This window comes from Streptomyces resistomycificus, assembly GCF_001514265.1.
Lineage (GTDB): Bacteria > Actinomycetota > Actinomycetes > Streptomycetales > Streptomycetaceae > Streptomyces > Streptomyces resistomycificus.
Genome location: NZ_KQ948996.1, coordinates 61,845 through 81,146 on the forward strand (window position 1 = coordinate 61,845; position 19,302 = coordinate 81,146).

Here is a 19,302-nt window from a genome sequence, read left to right on the forward strand (position 1 = left end):
CAGCTTCATTGCGGTCCGGTGACCCTCGGAACGTTCCACCTCGGCACCCACGGCCGTCGACGCGGAACCGGGGACGCAACACCCCGCCTGGACTCCGACTGGTGAAACCGGCCGGTTTCAAGCTCATGGTAAACCGATCAGTTTACAGATTCCAAGTCGAGGCGCCGGCTCATATCCCAGTAGCGCCAGGAAGCCGCTTGCCGGCGCCACCTCTGTCGTCGGGTCGCTTCGAGTCGCGAGTGGAGCGGTCCAGGTCGAGCGAGCGCTTCAGGTCGCGCGAGCGGTCCAGGTCCGTCGCGCCGAACGCGGCCGTCGGGGCCGCCCCGCCCGGCAGTCGCCTTAGCGGCTCCCGGTGACCTGCCGGCTTCAGATGATGGCCTCGAAACTCAGCGTCGGCCACAGCGCAAGCGCCTGCCCCGCCTCAGGAGGGTGTGCGCGTTGGCGCCGGCTCGGCTGTCACGGCGTCGGCTAAGAACTGCCGGTACTCGACGAACCTGCAAGTCGTGATCGACGCCAACAGCCGCCTGGTGGTGGCGATCGGCCTGCCGTTGCCCGGCAGCCGTGACGACTGCCGGGCATTCGCCGAGTCCGACATCGACCGGGTCTGCCGCGGCACGCCGACCATTGCCGACGGCGGATACCAGGGCACCGGTCTGCTCATCCCACATCGCAAGACGACGAGGTCAGCTACAGCTCAGCCCGCAGCAGGAGGCAGGGAATGCCGTCCAACGCCGGGCACGAGCCCGGGTGGAACACCCCCGGCGGCACCGGCGCAGCGCAGTGTCCCCGCGCAGCGGCAGCCGCCCGCAGGTGCGCCTTTCGCCCTTTGAACAGCAGGCCCGCAGCGTGCCCGCAGCCGCGCGATGTCCGCAGCGCGATGTCGGCAACCCCGGGCCCAGTGGCGCCCGCAGGAGCGCGCGCACCACCGACAGATGCATCACAAGTGCGCGATTTACGCGTTCGGGTCCCAGTCCGCGAGCTGCTCCATCGGCTCGGTGTCGCCGGTGATCTCCAGGCCGTCGAGCGGGACGCGCGCGTAGAAGTAGAGGACCAGTTCGCTCGCTGCGCCTCGGATCGCCATGTCGCCCGGCTCCGCGTCGGCGGCGAGGTCGTCGCATCGGACGCCGTCGGCGTTGAGGGTCAGGCGCCAGGAGCGGCCCTCGGTCGTGTGCAGGTCGATGGTTGCTGGTTTGTACGGCCAGGGGACGGTCGTCGCCGAGACGGTCGTCAGGAACTCGTCGACGCCCTCGACCGCGACGTCCGTCGGCAGCGGCTGTGCGGCGCCCTGGATGAGCTGGGCGTCGTAGGTGTGGACGGCGATCTCCTGGATCTGGTGCCGGGCCACGGCTCCGCTGGTCTCTGGGGCCTGCGAGCGGCCCCACCAGGTCCAGCAGCCGCGGTCCGGGCCGGCCTCGCGCATCGCGTCGAGCATGAGCTCGGTCGACTCGGCGAGCCAGGCGTCCAGGGCTTCGTGGTCGCGGGGCGCGGTCGGGGCGCCCTTCGGGTCCGTCCTCGCCGGGGGCTCAGCGCCCGGGCCCGCCGCGACGATGGCGGCCTGACGGCGGCGGCCGTCACCGAGGTGTTGCGCCAGTTCACGCAGCGTCCAGTCCGGGCAGGTCGGGACCTGGACGTCGAGGTCGGGGGCGGACGCGATCGCAGCGCGGAACGCGGCCGAGCGGTCTTCGATCAGCCGCAGGACCTCGGGGAACTCCAAGATGTTTTGCACGGCGGTTGTGTATCACGGCGCTCCGACCGCCGGGTAGCGAATTTGTCGGACGAACGCTTCGACGCCGGGCGCAGCGCCGGCGCCGAAGCCGTCCTGAAAATCCGCTCACTGCTCGCCTACAGCGACTTCGACCGCTCCTGGACCTGCCAACTGGCCCCAGAGCACCAGCGCAACCACCAGGCCCACTCCCAACTCGCTGCTTGACCTACGTAGTCACTCCCAGCAATCCGCACCGAAGGTCGATGTCAGCGGCCTGAGTAGTGTGTGCGGCCCGGTGGAGGGAAACGCCGCCTCCCGGCCCCGGTGGGACGGGGACTACCGCAGCGCCCCCTCCGCCCTGTCGGCCCGGAACCGGACCAGCCCGTCGTCGGAACCCACCCGTCGGAAGCCGGCCTTCTCCAGCACTCGGGCCGAGGCCGGGTTGGAGGGTTCGATGTCGGCACAGACGGTGTGGACGCCCGGCGCGGCGAGGGCGAACGCGGTCAGGGCCCGGGTGGCCTCGGCGGCGTATCCGCGTCCGCGGCGGGTGGCCACGACGCCGTAGCCGAGCTCGAGCCGGCCGTCGGCGGGCGGCCAGAACAGGCCGATCGAGCCGACGGCCAGGCCGCTTTCACGCTCGATGATCAGGCGGTGGCCGTACTCGCCGAGCCACTGGGGGTGCCCGGCGAGCAGGCCGGCGATGGCCTGGTCGCCCTCCGCGGGAAAGTCCTCGGCCCAGTGGCCGAGCCGCGTCCCGTGCGCGACGGCCTCGATCTCGGCGGTGGACCACGTCCGCAGGACGAGGCGATCGGTCAGCAGGTCTGCGTGCGGGGACGGGGGAAGGTCTGCGTGCGGGGACGGGGGAAGCGAAGACATGTGGGACTCCTGGTCGTCGATACGACCCGGACCACGCGTCAGCGAGGCGCGGACCGGACAAGGGCATGCGGAACACGGCCCACGGCAGCCATATTCATCAACCCCCTTGCCCACACGGTGATCACACGCTTCTCGCGCGGTGCGACGCTATCCACGCCCCCGCGGCCGAGGCAACTCCTTTTCCGTGCGGCCACGATCAACACTACGAACTGGTAACAGGCGGCAACCGAAAGGGGAGTTGGCATGGTCTAGTCAGCCATGAAGATCTCTTTCCTGCTGCACAACGCCTACGGGATCGGAGGCACGATCACCACCACCTTCAACCTGGCGCAGGCACTGGCCGAGCGGCACGACGTGGAGATCGTGTCCGTGCTGCGGCACCGGGAGCACCCGAACTTCACCTTGGATCCGAGGGTGCGGCTGCGACCACTGGTGGACCTCAGGCAGGAGAAGGAGCATCCCTTACACCTGCGCCCGGCGAAGGTGTTCCCCCGAGCCGAGTACCGCTACCAGCAGTACAGCGAGCTGACGGACCAGCGGATCGGTGAGTGCCTCGCCACGATCGACGCCGACGTGGTGATCGGCACCCGCCCCGGGCTCAACGTGCACCTCGCGCTCCAGGCCCCGGCACACGTCGGACGCATCGGTCAGGAGCACCTGACTCTGGACAACCACCCGCCACGGCTGCGCAACACGCTGCGCCGGGCGTACCGCCGCCTCGACGTGATCACCACGGTGACCGAGGCGGACGCCGCCGCCTACCGACGCAAGATGACGCTTCCCGGCGTCCGCGTGGAGGCGCTCCCGAACAGCGTGCCCGACCCCGTGCTCCCGGCCGCGGACAGCACCGCGAAGGTGATCGTCGCGGCGGGCCGACTCGTGCCGGTGAAACGCTACGACCTGCTCATATCCGCCTTCGCCGCGGTCGCCGCCGAGCACCCCGACTGGCAGCTGAGGATCTACGGCAAGGGCGAGGAACACGATCGGCTGCGGAGGCTCGTCGACGAACTCGGGCTGTGGAACAACGTCTTCCTGATGGGCGCCGCGGCCCCCATGGAGGCGGAGTGGGTCAAGGGATCCATCGGTGCGGCCGCCTCCAACTTCGAGCCGTTCGGCATGACGATCGTGGAGGCGATGCGCTGCGGCCTGCCGGTGGTGAGCACCGACTGCCCCTACGGGCCGGGCGAGATCATCGACGACGGGGTCGACGGCCGCCTCGTGCCCGTGGGAGACCGCGACGCGCTGGGCGCGGCGCTGCTGGAACTGGTCCGAGACGACGAGCGCCGCCGTCGTATGGGCCGCAAGGCCCTTCAGAACGCGCGGCGGTTCGCCCCCGGCCCCGTGCTCGAACAGGCCGAACGGCTTCTCGGCGAGGCGGTCTCGGTGAGAACGGCCGGCCGGCCGGCCGCACAGGAACGCGCCCGCGCCCGCCGCGCCCTGGTCAGCCAGGGCTTCGCCGCCCGCGACGCCGCGTTCACCGCGGCCAGCGGGGCGCTGCGCATCGTACGGAAGGGACAGCGGTGAGCACGGAGCAACACGGTGCACCCCCACGCGTCGGCTGCGTGGTCGACGCGGACGGCCGGATCACCTTCGACCTCCCGCCGGACCCGGCCGAAGGACGGCAGCAGGTGCTGCTGCGGCTGCGCCCCAAGAAGGGACAGCCCGAGCAGACCCTCCACCTCCTCGATCCGGAGCCCGCGGACGACGGGTACCGACGCGCCGTCCTCGGCCCGCGGACCGTCCTCGCCGAAGGCCGCTGGGACGTGTACCTCCTCGACGGGCCGGGGTCCGAGCGGCAGCGACTGCGGCCGGGGCCGCGCGACACCCGGGCCCTGGTCGACGGACACCTCCGCGACCGGCAGTCACCTCTAGCCGTCCGCATCCCCTACGCCACCAAGGACGGCTACCTCGCGGTACGGGCATGGCTGCGGCCCGCGCACGCGGAGGCCCACACCGTCGACCTCACGGACCGGTCGATGACGGTCGGCGCACGCCTGCACGGCGCGTCCCTCCAGGAGGGAGCCGTCGTACGGCTGCGCCCGCGCGGCGGCAGCGGCACCGAACACACCGTGGAGCCTCGGCCCGCCGACGACGGCCGCGGTCTCTCCTTCACGGTCGACTACGCGGAGCTGGCCGCCGGGACGGGGGCGGCGAGCGGGGTCTGGGACGTCTTCGTCCAGCCGGCGGCGCAGGCGTCCGCCATCAGGGTCGGCCGCCTTCTGGACGATGTGGCGGACCGCAAGGAAGTGTTCGTCTACCCCGGCGTCACGGTCGGCGGCGTCGTCATGAGTCCCTACTACACCGTCGACAACGACCTCTCCGTGAAGGCCGAGAAGAGCGGCTGAGGGACCGGACGAACGCGGATCACCCCCACCGGGGATCACCCTCACCGGGGATCACCTCACCGGTGATCACCCCCACCGCGGGGGTGATCACCGGTGTGCGGGAGGTCACGTGACGGTGGAGCCGGGGGAGACGATCCTGGCCCTCTTCGGTTCCCGCCGCCTCCGGGCCTGCCAGGCGGGATCACGCGCCTGCCCGGGCCCTCCGGTCGCTGACCGGACGGAAGGCCCATGCCATCGTCGGCTCCATCACGCCCCGGAAGACCCGCCGCACGGGCCCCGTGCACAGCACGGTCACCATCGCACCGGCGACGAGGGTGACGGCGATCTTGCCGAGCGGCTCGCGAGTCCAGTCGAGGTGGGACCAGTGCCAGTGGTTGGCGGCCTGGATGACGAAGCCGTGCAACAGATAGCCGTAGAGCGTGCCCGCGCCCAGCGAGGTGAACCACGTCCGCCGCCCCGGCACCCAGGCGAGGAAACAGGCGACCAGCGTCAGCGAACACCCGAAGACGGCCAGCGTCATGAGGGGCCCGTACCAGGCGGGTACGCCGAGGTCCTCCGCGGCGGCCCGGTGGAAGAACCAGGCGTAGCCCGTGCGCGGGACCGACCAGTACGCCACGAGGAGAGCGCAGGCGAGGACCGGCACGGACAGGACACGTGCCTCGCGGCGCCGCACCAGCCGGAAGTGCTCCGGCTTCAGGCACAGACCGAGCACGAAGTAGGGCAGGAACTGCAGGGCCCGCTGCAGGTCGAGGTCCTTGCCGATGGACGGCGACAGCGTCGCCAGCGCCGCGACGCCCAGGGCCAGGGGCAGCGGATGGCGCACGCTCTTCCACAGGGGGGTGGTCAGCCGCCAGATGAACAGCGCCGCCAGGAACCAGGTCAGATACAGGGGGTCCAACAGGCTGACCGGGCGGTCCGGGACGTTGTCGGTCCACCGCGTGAACACGGTGTACGCCGTCTCGAAGACGACATACGGGACGACGACGCCGGTGACCAGCCGTTTGATCTTCTCCGGGCTCGCGTCGAAGCCGCGCGAGAAGTACCCCGAGATGATGATGAACGCCGGCATGTGGAAGGCGTAGACGATCGTGTAGAGCGTGGTGACGGTACGGCTGTCGGAGCGCAGGGGCTCCCAGGCGTGACCCATCGCCACCAGCACGATCGCCAGGTACTTGGCGTTGTCGAAGAAGGAGTCGCGCTGCTTCGCCCGTCCCGGCACCGAGCGTGCCGCAGCCGCCGTCCCGAGCACCACCGGGCCGTCGGCGGTCGTGCCACGCGGGGGTTGCGCCGTCACCTGGTCGTGCACGGCCTGCGTGGTTTCGCTCACCAGAGCCCCCACGCATCCTGGGGGGAACGCGTACGGAGGTATACGCGTCTTACGAAAGTTGCGGCTGTGGTGGGGGAGAGCGGCATTCCAGCCGCCTGACCACTTCCGGCGGACGTAAACCTGTCTCTTGCGACGGTCTGTGCGGCGGCCGGCGATGTCGGTGGGCCGGGCTAGCGTGTCGGCAGACAGAACCGACTGACCGAGCAGGGGCGGACCATGACCACACTCGACAACCGGCCGAACACCGCGCTCCTCGTCGTCGACGTGCAGCAAGGCGTCGTCGAAGAGGCCCACGAGCGCGACGCGGTCGTGGCGAACATCGCGGGCCTGGTCGACAAGGCGCGCAGAGATCGGATCCCCGTCGTCTGGGTGCGGCATTCCGACGCGCAGCTCGTGAAGGGGAGCGAGGAGTGGGAGATAGTCCCCGAACTCACCCCGGGCATCGGCGAGCCGGTCATCGAGAAGAACTACGGCGACTCCTTCGAGGACACCATTCTCGAGACCGTGCTGTCGGGCCTGGGGGTCGGGCGACTCGTCATCGTGGGCGCCGAGAGTGACGCGTGCATCCGCTCGACGCTGCACGGCGCGTTCGTCAGGGGGTACGACGCCACGCTGGTCGGTGACGCCCACACGACCGGGGACCAGACGGCCTGGGGAGCGCCGCCCCCGGCCCAGGTCATCGCGCACACGAACCTGTACTGGACCTACCAGACGGCACCGGGACGGACGGCCGGGACGGTGGACGCCGCGCACGTCGACTTCGGCCGCACTCTCTGAAGCCACCGGCTCCGTACACCGCCGGGTGCACGGAGCCGGCGCCGCTGCCGGGACTTCGGCAGCGGCGCCGCCGTCCGGTCAGGCCCGCAGCGGGTTGGCCCGTGCCGCCGCCATCAGGTACCAGGCGGTGGCGCCGGTGTGCCGGTAGGGGTAGTAGCCGAACCCGAAGCCGGTGTCGATCGGACTGCTGGCGGAGACGATTCCGCTGTTCGGGGCGATCGCCTCGCCTCCGACGGTCTGACCGCCGCCGAGGAGGTCCTGCGCCCGCTCGATGGAGGCGATCAGCCGCCGTGCGTGTGCCTGGTCGCCGCGGGTGCTGCGGTCGCGCAGGGCGAGCGCCAGGTGGGCCGTCCCCTCGAACCAGACGCCGTTGCGGTCGGGCTTGGGCTGGCCGTCGGCGATCGGGGCGTCCTCGTTCGCCAGGAGGCTGGCGGAGCTGAAGGTGACGCCCTCGTAGGACTGGCCCGCGGGCACCGTGCTGTTGCGTCGCTCGGCCGTGTCCAGGACGGCCAGTTCGCTCGTGGCCCAGTCGAGGGAGCGGGAATGGGCGGGGGAGGAGAGGGCGAGCTGGGTCCAGGTCTGGGTGTCCTCGGGAATCGGTGACCTGTTGACCGTCACACCGTCGTTGGTGCCGGTGTAGAAGAAGCCGCCGTCGGGCTCCCACATCCTCCTGACGAAGGCCCCGGCTCGCGCGCGCCGCTCCAGCCAGCCCCGGTTTCCGGTGAGCCGGGCGAGCTGCCCGAAGAGGGCGATCAGGTCGGTGTTGTGCTCGGTGGAGGTGAAGGGCAGCTTCTCGTCGGCTCCGTCGACCCCGAACTTGTAACCGCCCAGGGGCTCGTCGGTACGGCCGACGCGCTCGATCCACTCACCGATCCGTACGGCGCCGGCGAGGAAGCGGCGCTTTCCGGTCCGGCGGGCGAGCGCGGCGAGGGCGATGCCGGCCCAGGCCATGTCCCCGACGGCCGTGCCGGTGAACCCGAACTGCGTGCCCACGTTGGCCGATCCGTCCGCCCGCACGAAGCCGTCCGGCTGCGGCGAACCGTCGTAGAAGGTGTACGGCCCCACGTTGTAGGCCTGGCGCAGCCTCCCGTCGTCGTACGCGGGGTCGTGGGCCTGGGCGTAGAGCAGCGCGTCTCCGAGGGTCACGGCTCTGGCGCGGCCGTCGTCGGTGCGGGAGGAGAGGTGGGCCAGGACGGCGAGGGCGTTGTCGTAGGTGAACGCCGTGCTGAACAGGCCGGCCTGGTCGGTGTAGCTCTGCGTCAGGCGGATGCTGCCATGCTCCGGATAGGCGTCCATGGCGGCGGCGAGGAAGGCGCGCGCCCTGCGCTGGGCGGTGGCCGACCCGCCGCCGGACGGGCGATCCGCCGCCAGGGCCGGGCCGGTACCGGCCGAGGTGAGGACGGCGGCGCCGACACCGAGGCCCGTCCCGATGAGCGCACGGCGGCTGAATCCCGGGCCTTGGCTGCCGGTCATTGGACTCCTCGAAGGTGTGAACACGATGCGGGGGACATGGAGGCGCGGCTCGTCTTGAGAGCGCTCTCAAGCGAGTGCGCTCATTGTGCTGTTACGCGTGAGTCCGGTCAACGCCTCTGTCATGCACGCCAATTGGGGACGAAATTGGGGACGAAGAGGAGGGGCGCTGGACGCCCGACAGGTCAGGCGGACTGCCGGGCGCGCCTGAAGTCCCGCGCCGGGCCGCTGGACGCGCGCGGGTTCCGGCCCCGCCGGGTCGGGCCCCAGGGTTCGAAGGCCGGGATCACCGTCATGAAGAGGTAGGCGGACAGAGGGACGGCCGGCCTCGAACAGGACGTCACCGGCGTCCGGCAGTGCCTCCCCCGCGGCGACGGCCGAGACCGCGGAGTTCACGCCGGGGCGCAGTGCGAACACGGTCGCCGCGGTGGTGGCCAGGGTGAGCCAGAACTTCGTGTGGACCCATCGGTGCCTCGCCGGCCCCCACGGGGTGCCCAGGGCCGGCAACAGGCCGCCGAGCAGGGTGAGGAACGCGAGAGGTGGCAGCAGCCAGTCGGCGAAGGGCTTCATGGCTCTCACCGAGGCCTCCACGGTCACGGCGGACCCGGTGGTGGCCGCGGTGGCTCCGAGCGCGAGCAGCCCGAGGGTGAGCCCGAGCCATCCGGCCGAGGCGGCGACATGGACGACGAGTGGGGCCCGGCGTGCGGGGCGGCTGAGTTTCACCCGCACCACGGTGCCGGGTGGGAGCGGCGCGGGCGTCCGGCGGCGGGAGTGACCCTGCGTACTCGGTTGGGCGTACTCGGCGCGAGCGCGTCTCATCGGCGTTCGCCGCCGACCATCCTCACCCTAATGGATCAAATAGGTTCTTATACTCAAATAGACACAAACCTGACGGAGTGGTCGATGCCCCACAAGCGCGCAACGGATGACGGTGACGAACTGCTGGCCAGGCTCGGGACGCTGACCGCGCAGGCGCGTGAGCGAGCCGAGCTCCAGCGGTCCCTCGTCGAGCTGGCCGTCGCCCTGCAGCGCGGCATGCTGCCCGGAGACATGCCCACCGCCCCCGGATTCCACCTGGCCGTCCAGTACGCACCCGCCTTCCACGGGCTCAACGTGGGAGGCGACTGGTACGACGCCTTCCGGATGCCCGACGGGTGCATCGGCCTGTCCATCGGCGACGTACAGGGGCACAACATCGAGGCCGCCGCCTTCATGGGGCAGGTCCGGGTCGGGCTGCGCGCGCTGGCCTCCGTCACGAGCGAGCCGGGCGAGCTGCTGTCCCGGACGAACGAGCTGCTCCTGTCCCTCGGCACCGATCTGTTCGCGACCTGCACCTTCATGCGGCTCGACCCGTCCACCGGGGTCCTGGAGAGCGCCCGGGCGGGCCACATCCCCTGCGTCTGGGCCACCGCGGACGGGAGGTCCGGGATCGCCGAGGACGAAGGGGGTCCGCCGCTGGGGGTCCAGCAGGGCCAGGAGTACCCGGTGACCCGCTACCGGCTCAGCACGGGCGGCGTGTTCGTCCTGCTGACCGACGGTGTGGTGGAGGGGCCGTCACTGAGCGTGGACGAGGGACTCGAGCAGGTCGTGAAGCTTGCCGGGGTCGCCGCCGTCGCGGGCCTGGACGCCGGCGCGCTCGCCGCCTCCGTGATCAAGGGTGCCGAGCGGGTCGGACACGAGGACGACGCGGCCGTACTGGTCGTCGGGCACGACGCCCCCGACGTACGACGGTAGGAGGCGCGCCCCGGCTCTCGGCTCGCCGTACCGGCGGCAGCGGTATCTGATGGCTGCTGTGGTGGGTATCCAGGATCTGCGTCGACCGGGCCTCCTCGCCCTCCAGACGCTGGCGGTCGCCGCGTGCTACTTCGCGGCGGGGCGGCTGGGTCTCATGCGGCAGCTCGTGGTCCAGGGCGCCGTGGTCACACCCATTTGGCCGCCCACGGGCGTCGCGGTCGCGAGCCTGTTGATCTTCGGGATGCGCTCCCTGCTCGGCATCACCCTCGGCGTGCTCCTCGTGGTCATGTCGATCACCACGCTCCAGCCCGCCGTGATCGGCACACTGGTCGGCAACACCGCGGCTCCCGTCTGCGCGTATCTCATGCTGCGCAGGGTGGGGTTCAGGACGGACCTCAGCCGATTGCGGGACGGCGTCGCGCTGGTGTTCCTCGCGGCCCTGACCAGCATGCTGATCAGCGCGACCGCCGGCGTCGGTCTCCTGGTCCTGCTGGACAAGATCGACGCGTCCAGCTTCTGGCCCGTCTGGCTGGCCTGGTGGGTGGGCGACGCGATGGGCGTCCTGATCGTCACCCCCATCCTGCTCCTGCTGCGGACGGCACGGCGCCCCGAGAACCTGTCCCGGTGGACGGAGGCGTCGGGCCTGGCCCTCATCGCCTGCGCTCTCGTACCGCTGGCCGCCTACAGCAGCATCAGCCTGCTGTTCCTGGTCTATCCGCTGCTGATCCTGGCCGCCCTGCGGTTCCAGCTGGCGGGCAGCATCCTGTGCGCTCTCTTCGCCTCCACCGCGGCCACCGTCGCGGCGACGGACGAGACCGGTCCGTTCGCGCGGCTGACCCAGGTGGAGGTGATGATCAAGCTCCAGGCCTTCAACGGTTCCATGGCGCTGACGGCGCTGCTGCTGTCGGCCGTCATCACCGAGCAGCGCAACACCAGACGCTCGGTGGAACAGGCGTGCCAGGACCTGGCCGAGGTCCTGGAGCACCTCACCGCGGGTGACACCCCGCGCGGCCGGCCGTCGAAGGGCGCGGAGGGGGTGCGTCACCCGCCGGCGGGGGAGTGACCCCGCCGCCCGTGGAGGCGCCCGGTCAGTGATCGCCGCGCGAAGCCGACCCGTGCGACTCGAAGCAGGCATAGACGATCTTGCCGTGCGGGCAGGGGCGGACCTGCCAGGTGTCGGCCAGCGCGTCGACGAGCAGCATCCCCCGCCCCCCGACCTGCTCGGTGCTCGGCGAGCGCGGAGTCGGCATCCGGGAAGAGGTGTCGTGAACACTCACGTGCAGGCACCTCTGGTCCCAGGTCAGTACGACCTGCGCGCCGCTGTGGGCGTGCTTGTGGGCGTTGGTGACGAGCTCGGAGACGGTCAACAGGACGGCGTCCACCGTATCCGGCGCCGACTCCGTCCAGCCCAGCGACGCGAGATGGTCACGCACCCAGTCACGCGCGGACTTGATGCTGCTGTCCAGTGGCAGCGAACGCGCCCACCCCACCGCCCGAAGCGAAGAATCACTCACCTGTGCCTCCCTGCCGATCGCTTCCGGCACAGGTACCCGCGCTCCGGGTGTTGACGCGGCGGGTCACCGGCGCGGGTGATGTCTCCGCACGGGCGGCGGCTCCCCCGACTGCCGCGGCTCGCCGACGCCACGGCTCCCGGCGACCGGAGGGACCACCGACCGGAAGGACCGCCGACCGGATGGACCGCCGACGGGATGGACCGCCGACGGGATGGACCGACGGCGGAGACCGACGGTGGAGACCGACCGCGGGAAGGGCCGACGGCGGGGGCCGGCGGCGGGAAACACGGACGGCCGGAAGCACGGACGGCGGGAAGCACGGACGGCGGGAAGCACGGACGGCCGGAAGCACGGACGGCGGGAAGGACCGGCGACCGGAAGGACAGACGGCGGCGGGGGTGCCGGGGCCGGACGGGCGGAGCACCATGGAGTCATGGACAGTCGCAGCCCGGTGGGAGAGGCGCGTTCACTGGCCGACGTCAGCGCACCGGGGCGCGTGGCCGGCCCCGAGGAGGGCATCAGCCACGAGGAACTCGCCCTCGCCGCCCGCAACCACGGCCTGCCACTGGAAGCCCTGCGCTACGACGTGACCCCACCGGGCCTCCACTACGTGCTGGTCCACTACGACATCCCGCTCACCGATGCCGACACCTGGACCCTCACGGTCGGCGGCCGCGTCCGTACGCCACTCACCCTCGACCTGGCCGCCTTGCGCTCCCTCCCCTCCGTCACCCACCGCGTGACCATGGAGTGCGCGGGCAACGGCCGGGCCCGGCTCACCCCACGCCCCGTGAGCCAGCCCTGGTTGGTCGAGGCGGTCGGCACGGCGGACTGGACAGGCGTTCCCCTGCGGACGCTCCTCGCCGAGGCCGGGGTGGAGCCGGACGCCGTCGACACGGTCTTCACGGGCGCCGACCACGGCGTGGAACGCGGCGTGGAGCAGGACTACCAACGAGCACTGCCGCTCGCGGACGCCACGGCCGAGGCTCCCGAGGTCCTGGTGGCGTACGCGATGAACGGCGCCCCGCTGCCTCCGCAGCACGGACACCCGCTCCGCCTGGTGGCCCCCGGCTGGTACGGCATGGCACACGTGAAGTGGCTGCGTGACATCACGCTGACCGCCACCCCGTTCACCGGGTTCCAGCAGACGGTGGCGTACCGCTACCGCCAGTCTGCGGACGACCCGGGCGCCCCGGTCACCCGGATCGCGCCGCGAGCCCTGATGATCCCGCCGGGCTTTCCCGACTTCATGTCCCGCACCCGGGTCGTACGGCCGGGACCGCTGCGGCTGGAGGGCAGGGCCTGGTCGGGCCGCGCACCGGTCACCGGGGTGGAGGTCAGTACGGACGACGGCGACTCCTGGGCGGGCGCGGAGCTCTCCCCGCCGGACGGCGGTGTGTGGTCGTGGCGGCACTGGCACGTGACCTGGACGGCGACCCCCGGCCCGCACACCCTGACGGCCCGCGCGACGGACGCAGAAGGCGCCTCTCAGCCACTCGCCCAGCCGTGGAACCGCGGTGGTTTCGGCAACAACCTGGTTCAGCGCGTCCCGGTGGTCTGCCTGTAGCCACGGGCCGGGCCGACGAGCCGAGTCGGCGTCAGCCGGCCGGCCGGCTCGTCGGCTGTCGGGTCGTCAGCCACAGGCTCGCGCCCGGTGCGAGGACGGCTTCGCGTGGTCGGCGGAAGCCGAGAGGGCGCAGCTGGTCCATGTGACGGGCGCTGACCGTGATCGCGACGGCGGCGGCGTGCTCGGCGTCGACGACACGCAGCCCCGGAGCCAGCAGGTCGCCGACCACGGTGTGGTCCCAGGCGTCCGGGTCGTCCGACGCGCACGTCGCCACGACCGTCCAGTGCGGCTCGTCGGGCCTCCCGGCTGCCCGCAGAGCCGCCGGCAGCACCGGGTGTCCCGGGAGGCCGGTGTCGAGCTCGCGGGAGAGGAGGGTGGTGAGGCGGATGTCGGGCGGGCCCGAGCCGGTGCCGGGCGGCAGCCAGACGGCGGCCGCCAGGAGCGTGCCGTCCCGGCGCTCGGCCACCCACACCTGGCCCTCTTCGAGGGCGTGGTGGGCCAGCATCAGCCGCATGGCTCGCTGCGTCTGCTCCCAGTCCGCCGCCACGTCCTCCAGGCCCGGGACCGGCGGCCGGGAGGAGACCGGGGTCGGAGCGAACAGGCGCACCACCGCGGGTACGTCCACCAGTTCCGCCGCGCGCACCACGGCCTCCGGGGTCAGCTGAAGAAGCGTCATGTCGGTGTTCTGCCTTTCACACGGCCCGGCGTGTGCCGGTGACGTCGACGGTGAGGGGGTGCGGTGGTCCGGTGGGCGGCGGACCGGACCGCAGGAGCTGGGCGGGGCGCATGCCCGGCACGGCGCCCGGCACGGTCAGGACGCGCGGCTGGTGGTGCCCTACGCGCCGCCGGTCCCGACGGCCGGGAACCGGCGGACGGTTCTGCTCGTGCTGGGGGCGGCTGAGCAGGACCACGCCGCGGACGGCCGCCGCGGCACCGGCGAGCGCGAGCAGGGTGCCCGTACCGCCGTACCGGAAACCCTCGCCGAGCAGGCCGATGCCGATGGCGGACGCGGTGACGGGGTTGAGGAGGGTGAGCAGGGCGAGGGGGCCGCCCAGCCCGCTGCGGTACGCCTTCTGGGAGAGCAGCAGCCCGGCCACGGCGAACGTCACGGTCAGGGCGGCCACCAGGGCCACACTCCAGGAGAGTGCCGGCCCGATCGCGAGTTTCTGAGCCAGCGTGGAACCGAGCCCGGAGGTGACGCCGGAGGCCGCCGCGAGGGCGAGGCCGCCCAGGTCGGAGCGGTGCGAGGCGAAACGGACCAGAACCGTGACGAGCCCGGCGGCGGCGAGTGCGACCGCGAGGATCTCGGTGGTGGCCAGGGTGTCGTCCGGCGCGCTGCCCGAGGCGGTGACGGTCAGCAGCGCGGTCAGCCCGGCGAGGGTGAGGGCCACGCCGTGCCACTGGGTGCCAGACGTCCGACGGCGGGCGACCAGCGAGCCCAGCGGGACCGCGACCACGAGACTCAGCGCGCCGAGCGGCTGTACCAGGGTGAGCGGCCCGTACCGCAGGGCGACCACGTGCAGCAGGGCGCCCGTGGCGTTGAGGAGCACGGACCACCACCACGAGCCGCGGGCCAGCGCGCCGCGCACGCTTCCGGTGTCCGCGGCGGTCCGTTCCTGGACCACCGCGGCCGTGGCGTAGCTGATCGCGGAGACCAGGGAGAGCGCGACGGCCACGACCACCGGCGAGGCCGCCATCAGGCGGTCCGCGCGGCGGTCGGGGTGCTGCTGCGGCGGCTGGACACGAGCCGACTCCCATCAATACGAAACGGTTTCGTACTCGTACGCTACGGGGGGCCCGATCGAAACGCAAGCGTTTCTTTAAACGAGAGGCCTGGGATGGGCCGGATGTCCGGCTCCCCGCGTCGGGGCCGCCATCAGGTCAGTTGTCCCGGACTCTTGACTCGGAATCCGTCAGTCGCGATCCTCATCGCATATCTTGCGCCGGTCATGACAATCCCGCCTCGGAATTTCCCGACGGCCGGTTCCTCGACCGCGCCGACCCGCCGATCGAGGGACGTGGGTAGTGACCATGGCCGGACGCCCGTACCGCAGACGCAAAGACGTGACCGTGGTGTCGCTGCTCCTCCTCGTGCTGGCGATGGCCCTCGGCCCCACGCCGAGTTCGGCCGCCGGCACCGACTGGTGGGTGCCGACCGCGCGCCCGGCGCCGGACTCCCAGATCAACGTCACCGGTGAGCCGTTCAAGGGCACCAACGCGGCGGGCGAGGTACGCGGCTTCGTCGACGCGCACAACCACCTGATGGCCAACGAGGCCTTCGGCGGACGGCTGATCTGCGGCAAAACCTTCTCCGAGGCGGGCATCGCGGACGCGCTCAAGGACTGTCCCGAGCACTACCCGGACGGTTCACTCGCGATCTTCGACTACATCACCAACGGCGGTGACGGCAAGCACGATCCGGACGGCTGGCCCACCTTCGAGGACTGGCCCGCGCACGACTCCCTGACCCACCAGCAGAACTACTACGCCTGGGTGGAGCGGGCCTGGCGCGGCGGCCAGCGGGTGCTGGTCAACGACCTCGTCACCAACGGCGTGATCTGCTCGGTGTACCCCTTCAAGGACCGCAGCTGCGACGAGATGACGTCGATCAGGCTGCAGGCGAAGCTGACGTACGACCTGCAGGCCCACATCGACAAGATGTACGGCGGTCCCGGCAAGGGCTGGTTCCGGATCGTCCTCGACAGCGAGCAGGCCCGCCAGGTGATCGAGCAGGGCAAGCTGGCGGTCATCCTGGGTGTGGAGACGTCGGAGCCGTTCGGCTGCAAGCAGGTTCTGGACATCGCCCAGTGCAGCAAGGCCGACATCGACGCCGGACTGGACGAGCTGTACGGGCTGGGCGTGCGCAGCATGTTCCTGTGCCACAAGTTCGACAACGCGCTGTGCGGTGTCCGCTTCGACGAGGAGGGACTCGGAACGGCCATCAACGTCGGGCAGTTCCTGTCGACCGGCACCTTCTGGAAGACGGAGAAGTGCACGGGCCCCCAGCACGACAACCCCATCGGCGGCGCGGCGTCCGCGGCGGAGAAGGACCTCCCGAGCGGCGTGGAGGTCCCCTCGTACGACGAGAACGCCCAGTGCAACGTGCGCGGGCTGACCGATCTCGGTGAGTACGCGGTGCGCGGCATGATGAAGCGCAAGATGATGCTGGAGATCGACCACATGAGCGTCAAGGCCACCGGCCGGGTGCTCGACATCTTCGAGGCCGCCTCGTATCCCGGCGTGCTGTCCTCGCACAGCTGGATGGACCTCAACTGGACCGAGCGGGTCTACGGCCTCGGCGGCTTCGTCGCCCAGTACATGCACGGCTCCGAGGGCTTCTCCGCGGAGGCGAAGCGTACCGACGCCCTGCGCGACAAGTACGACGTCGGCTACGGCTACGGCACGGACATGAACGGCGTCGGCGGCTGGCCGGCCCCGCGCGGCGCGGACACCGCCAACCCCGTCACCTACCCCTACCGCAGCGTCGACGGCGGCTCCGTCATCGACCGGCAGACCACGGGTGAACGCACCTGGGACCTCAACACCGACGGGGCGGCGCACTACGGGCTGGTCCCGGACTGGATCGAGGACATCCGGCTGGTGGGCGGCCAGGACGTCGTCGACGACCTCTTCCGCGGCGCCGAGTCCTACCTCGACACCTGGGGCGCCTCCGAGCGGCACCGGGCAGGCGTCAACCTCGCCAAGAACGCTCCGGCCGCCGCCAGTTCGTCGGAGTCGAACCCGTTCACCAGCTACGCACCCGGCCGGGCCGTGGACGGCGACGACGGCACCCGCTGGGCCAGCGACTGGAGCGACGACCAGTGGCTGCGGATCGACCTGGGCTCCACCAACCTGGTCGGGAAGGTCACCCTCGACTGGGAGCGCGCGTACGGCAGGTCGTACCGGGTGGAGCTCTCCACGGACGGCGCGACCTGGCAGACCGCATGGTCCACCACCTCCGGCGACGGCGGCCTGGACACCGCCACGTTCACCGGTACGCCCGCCCGCTACGTCCGCGTCCACGGCCTGGACCGCGGCACCGACTGGGGATACTCGCTGTACGAGGTCGGGGTCCACAGCAGCTGACGGAAGGCCTCCACGAGCACGAGGGACACGCACATGGCACGGATGCCGTCGGCCGAACGGCGCCGCCAGTTGACCGAAGCGGCGATCAGGGCGATGGCCCGGGACGGCGTCGCCAAGACGACGACCCGTTCCATCGCCGCCGAGGCGGGCGTGTCCCTCAGCGTCTTCCACTACTGCTTCGACTCCAAGCAGGCCCTGATCGAATCCGTCATCACCACGATCACCGACCACTCGGTGAGTCTGGTGCGGGGTGCCATCCGTCCCAGGGCCACGCTCGAGGAGACCGTCCGGGCCGGCTTCCAGGCGTACTGGGACCACGTCCGCGCCCACCCCGACGAGCACATGCTCACCTACGAACTCACCCAGTACGCCCTGCGAAGACCGGGGTTCGAGCACCTGGCCCGACGTCAGTACGAGCTCTACGCCGACACCTACGCCGACCTCATCGACCACCTGTGCCGGACCATGGCGCTGCGACTGCGCGTTCCCGTCCCCGTGCTGGCCCACTACCTGGCCGCCATGACCGACGGCCTGACCCTCAACTACCTGGTACTCGGCGACGAAGCCGTCTGGAACGACATCCTCGACACCGTCACCGCCCACATCGGCGGCCTCGTCGAGGGCGGCACGGGAGAACGCGGGTGACGGTGGCGGCACCGGCACCGGCTGCGCGCCGCACGAGGCGGGTGGTGCGTGGGGCTCCCGAAGTGAGGCGGGGGACATGAGAGCGGTCGTCGTGGGGGCGGGCATCGGGGGACTGGCGGCCACGCTGAGTCTGCGGCGTGCCGGATGCGAGGTCACCCTCGTCGAGCAGGCGTCGAAGTTCGCCGAGGTCGGTGCCGGGATCCAGCTCGCGCCCAACGCCACCCGGGTGCTGCGACAACTGGGAGTTCTGGACGCGGTAGCCGAACTCGCCGTCCGACCCGGCCACTTGAGTTTCCACACGTGGTCCGACGGCGCCGAGATCTGCCGTCACCGGCTGGGGCGCGAGGCCGAGGACGCGTTCGGGGCGCCCTACCTGCAGGTCCACCGGGCCGATCTGCACCGGGCGCTGGCCGCTGTGGTCCCGCCGTCCTCGGTGCGCCTGGACACCGCCGTGGTGGGGATCGACCAGGACGACGAGTCCGCCTGGGTGACGACGGCGACCGGCGAGCGCCTGGACGCGGACCTGGTCGTGGCCGCGGACGGGGTGAGGTCCGCGGCCCGGCGGTGGCTCTTCGGCGCCGACGAGGCGCTGTTCTCGAACACCGCCGCCTACCGGGCGCTGCTGCCGTCCGACCAGGTGTCGGACCTGGACCTGCCGGACTACGGCGTCTGGCTCGGACCGGACCGCCACTTCGTCAACTACCGGGTACGCCGCGGGGAACTGCTCAACGTCGTGGCCGTGGTCCGGGCCGAGGCCGCACCGGAGTCGTGGACCGCCCGCGCCGAACCCGGCGAGCAACTGCGCCAGTTCGACGGCTGGGACCCCCGCGTGCTCGGCGTCCTCGAACGCGCGGGGCGGATGTACCGCTACGGCCTCCACACCCGCGCCCCGCTGACACGGTGGAACGTCGGGCGCGTGACCCTGCTGGGCGACAGCGCCCACGCGATGGTGCCGTTCCAGGCCCAGGGCGCGGCACAGGCCCTTCTCGACGCGGCCGTGCTCGGCGACACCCTGACGGGCGCGGTACCGGCGGACGTGCCCGAAGCACTCCACCGGTACGTGCGCCGGCGCCTGCCGACCGCCACCGGCGTGCAGGCCGGTTCCGCCCGGGCGGGCGAGGACTTCCACCTGCCGGACGGGCCCGAGGCCAGGGCGCGCGACGCCCGCATGGCGGCCTTCGCCGCCGAGAACGCGTTCGGTCCGCAGGCGTCCGGGTGGACGGTCGACGTCCTCGACGAGCCGACGTCGTGAACTG

Annotated in this window: 17 protein-coding genes and 2 pseudogenes; 11 read left to right on the forward strand and 8 right to left on the reverse strand. The window is 71.5% G+C overall.

Features of this window, described 5'->3' with window-relative positions; all coding sequences use genetic code 11:
• Window positions 1–455: 455 nt before the first annotated feature.
• Window positions 456–756 (forward strand): annotated as a pseudogene (locus AQJ84_RS41300) (transposase); the annotation flags it as partial.
• Window positions 757–952: 196 nt separating this feature from the next.
• On the opposite strand, the gene AQJ84_RS26355 reads toward AQJ84_RS41300, so the two are convergent.
• The gene (locus AQJ84_RS26355; RefSeq protein ID WP_053192676.1) at window positions 953–1,726 is read right to left on the reverse strand and encodes a maleylpyruvate isomerase N-terminal domain-containing protein; all 774 of its coding nucleotides are present in this window, start codon (window positions 1,724–1,726) and stop codon (window positions 953–955) included.
• A 42-nt stretch (window positions 1,727–1,768) separates the two neighbouring features.
• On the opposite strand from AQJ84_RS26355, the gene AQJ84_RS43160 reads away from it, so the two are divergent.
• Complete coding sequence (locus AQJ84_RS43160; protein ID WP_157875013.1) at window positions 1,769–1,930, forward strand: hypothetical protein; 162 nt, start codon at window positions 1,769–1,771, stop codon at window positions 1,928–1,930.
• A gap of 111 nt (window positions 1,931–2,041) precedes the next feature.
• Here AQJ84_RS43160 and AQJ84_RS26360 read toward each other — a convergent pair whose 3' ends face one another.
• Window positions 2,042–2,581 carry a GNAT family N-acetyltransferase gene (locus tag AQJ84_RS26360; protein WP_053192675.1) on the reverse strand — a complete coding sequence of 180 codons (540 nt, stop codon included), beginning with the start codon at window positions 2,579–2,581 and terminating at the stop codon, window positions 2,042–2,044.
• Between the two features lie 258 nt (window positions 2,582–2,839).
• On the opposite strand from AQJ84_RS26360, the gene AQJ84_RS26365 reads away from it, so the two are divergent.
• Together AQJ84_RS26365 and AQJ84_RS26370 are read left to right on the forward strand one after the other, a co-directional pair.
• On the forward strand, window positions 2,840–4,105 hold the full coding sequence (locus AQJ84_RS26365) for a glycosyltransferase family 4 protein (protein ID WP_030045438.1): 1,266 nt from the start codon (window positions 2,840–2,842) through the stop codon (window positions 4,103–4,105).
• A complete protein-coding gene (locus tag AQJ84_RS26370) occupies window positions 4,102–4,926 on the forward strand; it encodes a hypothetical protein (RefSeq protein WP_030045439.1) in 825 nt (274 codons plus the stop codon). Before AQJ84_RS26365 ends, AQJ84_RS26370 begins: the two co-directional genes overlap by 4 nt.
• Window positions 4,927–5,107: 181 nt before the next feature.
• Here AQJ84_RS26370 and AQJ84_RS26375 read toward each other — a convergent pair whose 3' ends face one another.
• Window positions 5,108–6,253, reverse strand: a complete 1,146-nt coding sequence (locus tag AQJ84_RS26375; protein WP_374935430.1) for an acyltransferase family protein — start codon at window positions 6,251–6,253, stop codon at window positions 5,108–5,110.
• 216 nt (window positions 6,254–6,469) lie between these two features.
• Here AQJ84_RS26375 and AQJ84_RS26380 point away from each other — a divergent pair, with 216 nt between their 5' ends.
• A complete protein-coding gene (locus AQJ84_RS26380) occupies window positions 6,470–7,030 on the forward strand; it encodes an isochorismatase family protein (protein ID WP_030045441.1) in 561 nt (186 codons plus the stop codon).
• Between the two features lie 78 nt (window positions 7,031–7,108).
• On the opposite strand, the gene AQJ84_RS26385 is transcribed toward AQJ84_RS26380, so the two are convergent.
• Window positions 7,109–8,503: a hypothetical protein gene (locus AQJ84_RS26385; RefSeq protein WP_030045442.1), complete on the reverse strand. Its 1,395-nt coding sequence runs from the start codon at window positions 8,501–8,503 to the stop codon at window positions 7,109–7,111.
• A gap of 182 nt (window positions 8,504–8,685) precedes the next feature.
• Window positions 8,686–9,223, reverse strand: a pseudogene (locus tag AQJ84_RS43560) (DUF2269 domain-containing protein).
• A gap of 180 nt (window positions 9,224–9,403) precedes the next feature.
• Between AQJ84_RS43560 and AQJ84_RS26395 the strand changes: the two are divergent.
• Window positions 9,404–10,234: a PP2C family protein-serine/threonine phosphatase gene (locus AQJ84_RS26395; RefSeq protein WP_030045444.1), complete on the forward strand. Its 831-nt coding sequence runs from the start codon at window positions 9,404–9,406 to the stop codon at window positions 10,232–10,234.
• 49 nt (window positions 10,235–10,283) lie between these two features.
• On the forward strand, window positions 10,284–11,297 hold the full coding sequence (locus AQJ84_RS26400) for an MASE1 domain-containing protein (protein ID WP_198536388.1): 1,014 nt from the start codon (window positions 10,284–10,286) through the stop codon (window positions 11,295–11,297).
• A 25-nt stretch (window positions 11,298–11,322) separates the two neighbouring features.
• Here AQJ84_RS26400 and AQJ84_RS26405 read toward each other — a convergent pair whose 3' ends face one another.
• Window positions 11,323–11,748 (reverse strand): ATP-binding protein, encoded by a 426-nt coding sequence (locus AQJ84_RS26405; protein WP_030045446.1) that lies wholly within the window; start codon window positions 11,746–11,748, stop codon window positions 11,323–11,325.
• 433 nt (window positions 11,749–12,181) lie between these two features.
• On the opposite strand from AQJ84_RS26405, the gene AQJ84_RS26410 reads away from it, so the two are divergent.
• Complete coding sequence (locus AQJ84_RS26410) at window positions 12,182–13,315, forward strand: sulfite oxidase (protein WP_037804859.1); 1,134 nt, start codon at window positions 12,182–12,184, stop codon at window positions 13,313–13,315.
• Window positions 13,316–13,346: 31 nt separating this feature from the next.
• Here AQJ84_RS26410 and AQJ84_RS26415 read toward each other — a convergent pair whose 3' ends face one another.
• A complete protein-coding gene (locus AQJ84_RS26415) occupies window positions 13,347–13,991 on the reverse strand; it encodes a hypothetical protein (RefSeq protein WP_053192673.1) in 645 nt (214 codons plus the stop codon).
• A gap of 16 nt (window positions 13,992–14,007) precedes the next feature.
• Window positions 14,008–15,012 (reverse strand): DMT family transporter, encoded by a 1,005-nt coding sequence (locus AQJ84_RS26420; protein WP_051869953.1) that lies wholly within the window; start codon window positions 15,010–15,012, stop codon window positions 14,008–14,010.
• Window positions 15,013–15,346: 334 nt separating this feature from the next.
• Between AQJ84_RS26420 and AQJ84_RS26425 the strand changes: the two genes are divergently transcribed.
• The 3 genes from AQJ84_RS26425 to AQJ84_RS26435 all read left to right on the forward strand — a co-directional run bounded on the left by AQJ84_RS26425 (window position 15,347) and on the right by AQJ84_RS26435 (window position 19,298).
• Window positions 15,347–17,401, forward strand: a complete 2,055-nt coding sequence (locus AQJ84_RS26425; RefSeq protein ID WP_030040733.1) for a galactose-binding domain-containing protein — start codon at window positions 15,347–15,349, stop codon at window positions 17,399–17,401.
• A gap of 33 nt (window positions 17,402–17,434) precedes the next feature.
• The gene (locus AQJ84_RS26430) at window positions 17,435–18,046 is read left to right on the forward strand and encodes a TetR/AcrR family transcriptional regulator (protein ID WP_030040732.1); all 612 of its coding nucleotides are present in this window, start codon (window positions 17,435–17,437) and stop codon (window positions 18,044–18,046) included.
• Window positions 18,047–18,122: 76 nt separating this feature from the next.
• Window positions 18,123–19,298 carry an FAD-dependent monooxygenase gene (locus AQJ84_RS26435; RefSeq protein WP_030040731.1) on the forward strand — a complete coding sequence of 392 codons (1,176 nt, stop codon included), beginning with the start codon at window positions 18,123–18,125 and terminating at the stop codon, window positions 19,296–19,298.
• Window positions 19,299–19,302: the final 4 nt, after the last annotated feature.

Bases quoted from the DNA above. Each gene is read 5' to 3' on its own strand.
- AQJ84_RS26380 (WP_030045441.1), top strand. From the start codon at position 6,470: ATGACCACACTCGACAACCGGCCGAACACCGCGCTCCTCGTCGTCGAC.
- AQJ84_RS26385 (WP_030045442.1), bottom strand. From the start codon at position 8,503: ATGACCGGCAGCCAAGGCCCGGGATTCAGCCGCCGTGCGCTCATCGGG.
- AQJ84_RS26410 (WP_037804859.1), top strand. From the start codon at position 12,182: ATGGACAGTCGCAGCCCGGTGGGAGAGGCGCGTTCACTGGCCGACGTC.
- AQJ84_RS26360 (WP_053192675.1), bottom strand. From the start codon at position 2,581: ATGTCTTCGCTTCCCCCGTCCCCGCACGCAGACCTTCCCCCGTCCCCG.
- AQJ84_RS26400 (WP_198536388.1), top strand. From the start codon at position 10,284: ATGGCTGCTGTGGTGGGTATCCAGGATCTGCGTCGACCGGGCCTCCTC.
- AQJ84_RS26425 (WP_030040733.1), top strand. From the start codon at position 15,347: ATGGCCGGACGCCCGTACCGCAGACGCAAAGACGTGACCGTGGTGTCG.
- AQJ84_RS26435 (WP_030040731.1), top strand. From the start codon at position 18,123: ATGAGAGCGGTCGTCGTGGGGGCGGGCATCGGGGGACTGGCGGCCACG.
- AQJ84_RS26415 (WP_053192673.1), bottom strand. From the start codon at position 13,991: ATGACGCTTCTTCAGCTGACCCCGGAGGCCGTGGTGCGCGCGGCGGAA.
- AQJ84_RS26420 (WP_051869953.1), bottom strand. From the start codon at position 15,012: ATGGCGGCCTCGCCGGTGGTCGTGGCCGTCGCGCTCTCCCTGGTCTCC.
- AQJ84_RS26365 (WP_030045438.1), top strand. From the start codon at position 2,840: ATGAAGATCTCTTTCCTGCTGCACAACGCCTACGGGATCGGAGGCACG.
- AQJ84_RS26395 (WP_030045444.1), top strand. From the start codon at position 9,404: ATGCCCCACAAGCGCGCAACGGATGACGGTGACGAACTGCTGGCCAGG.
- AQJ84_RS26430 (WP_030040732.1), top strand. From the start codon at position 17,435: ATGGCACGGATGCCGTCGGCCGAACGGCGCCGCCAGTTGACCGAAGCG.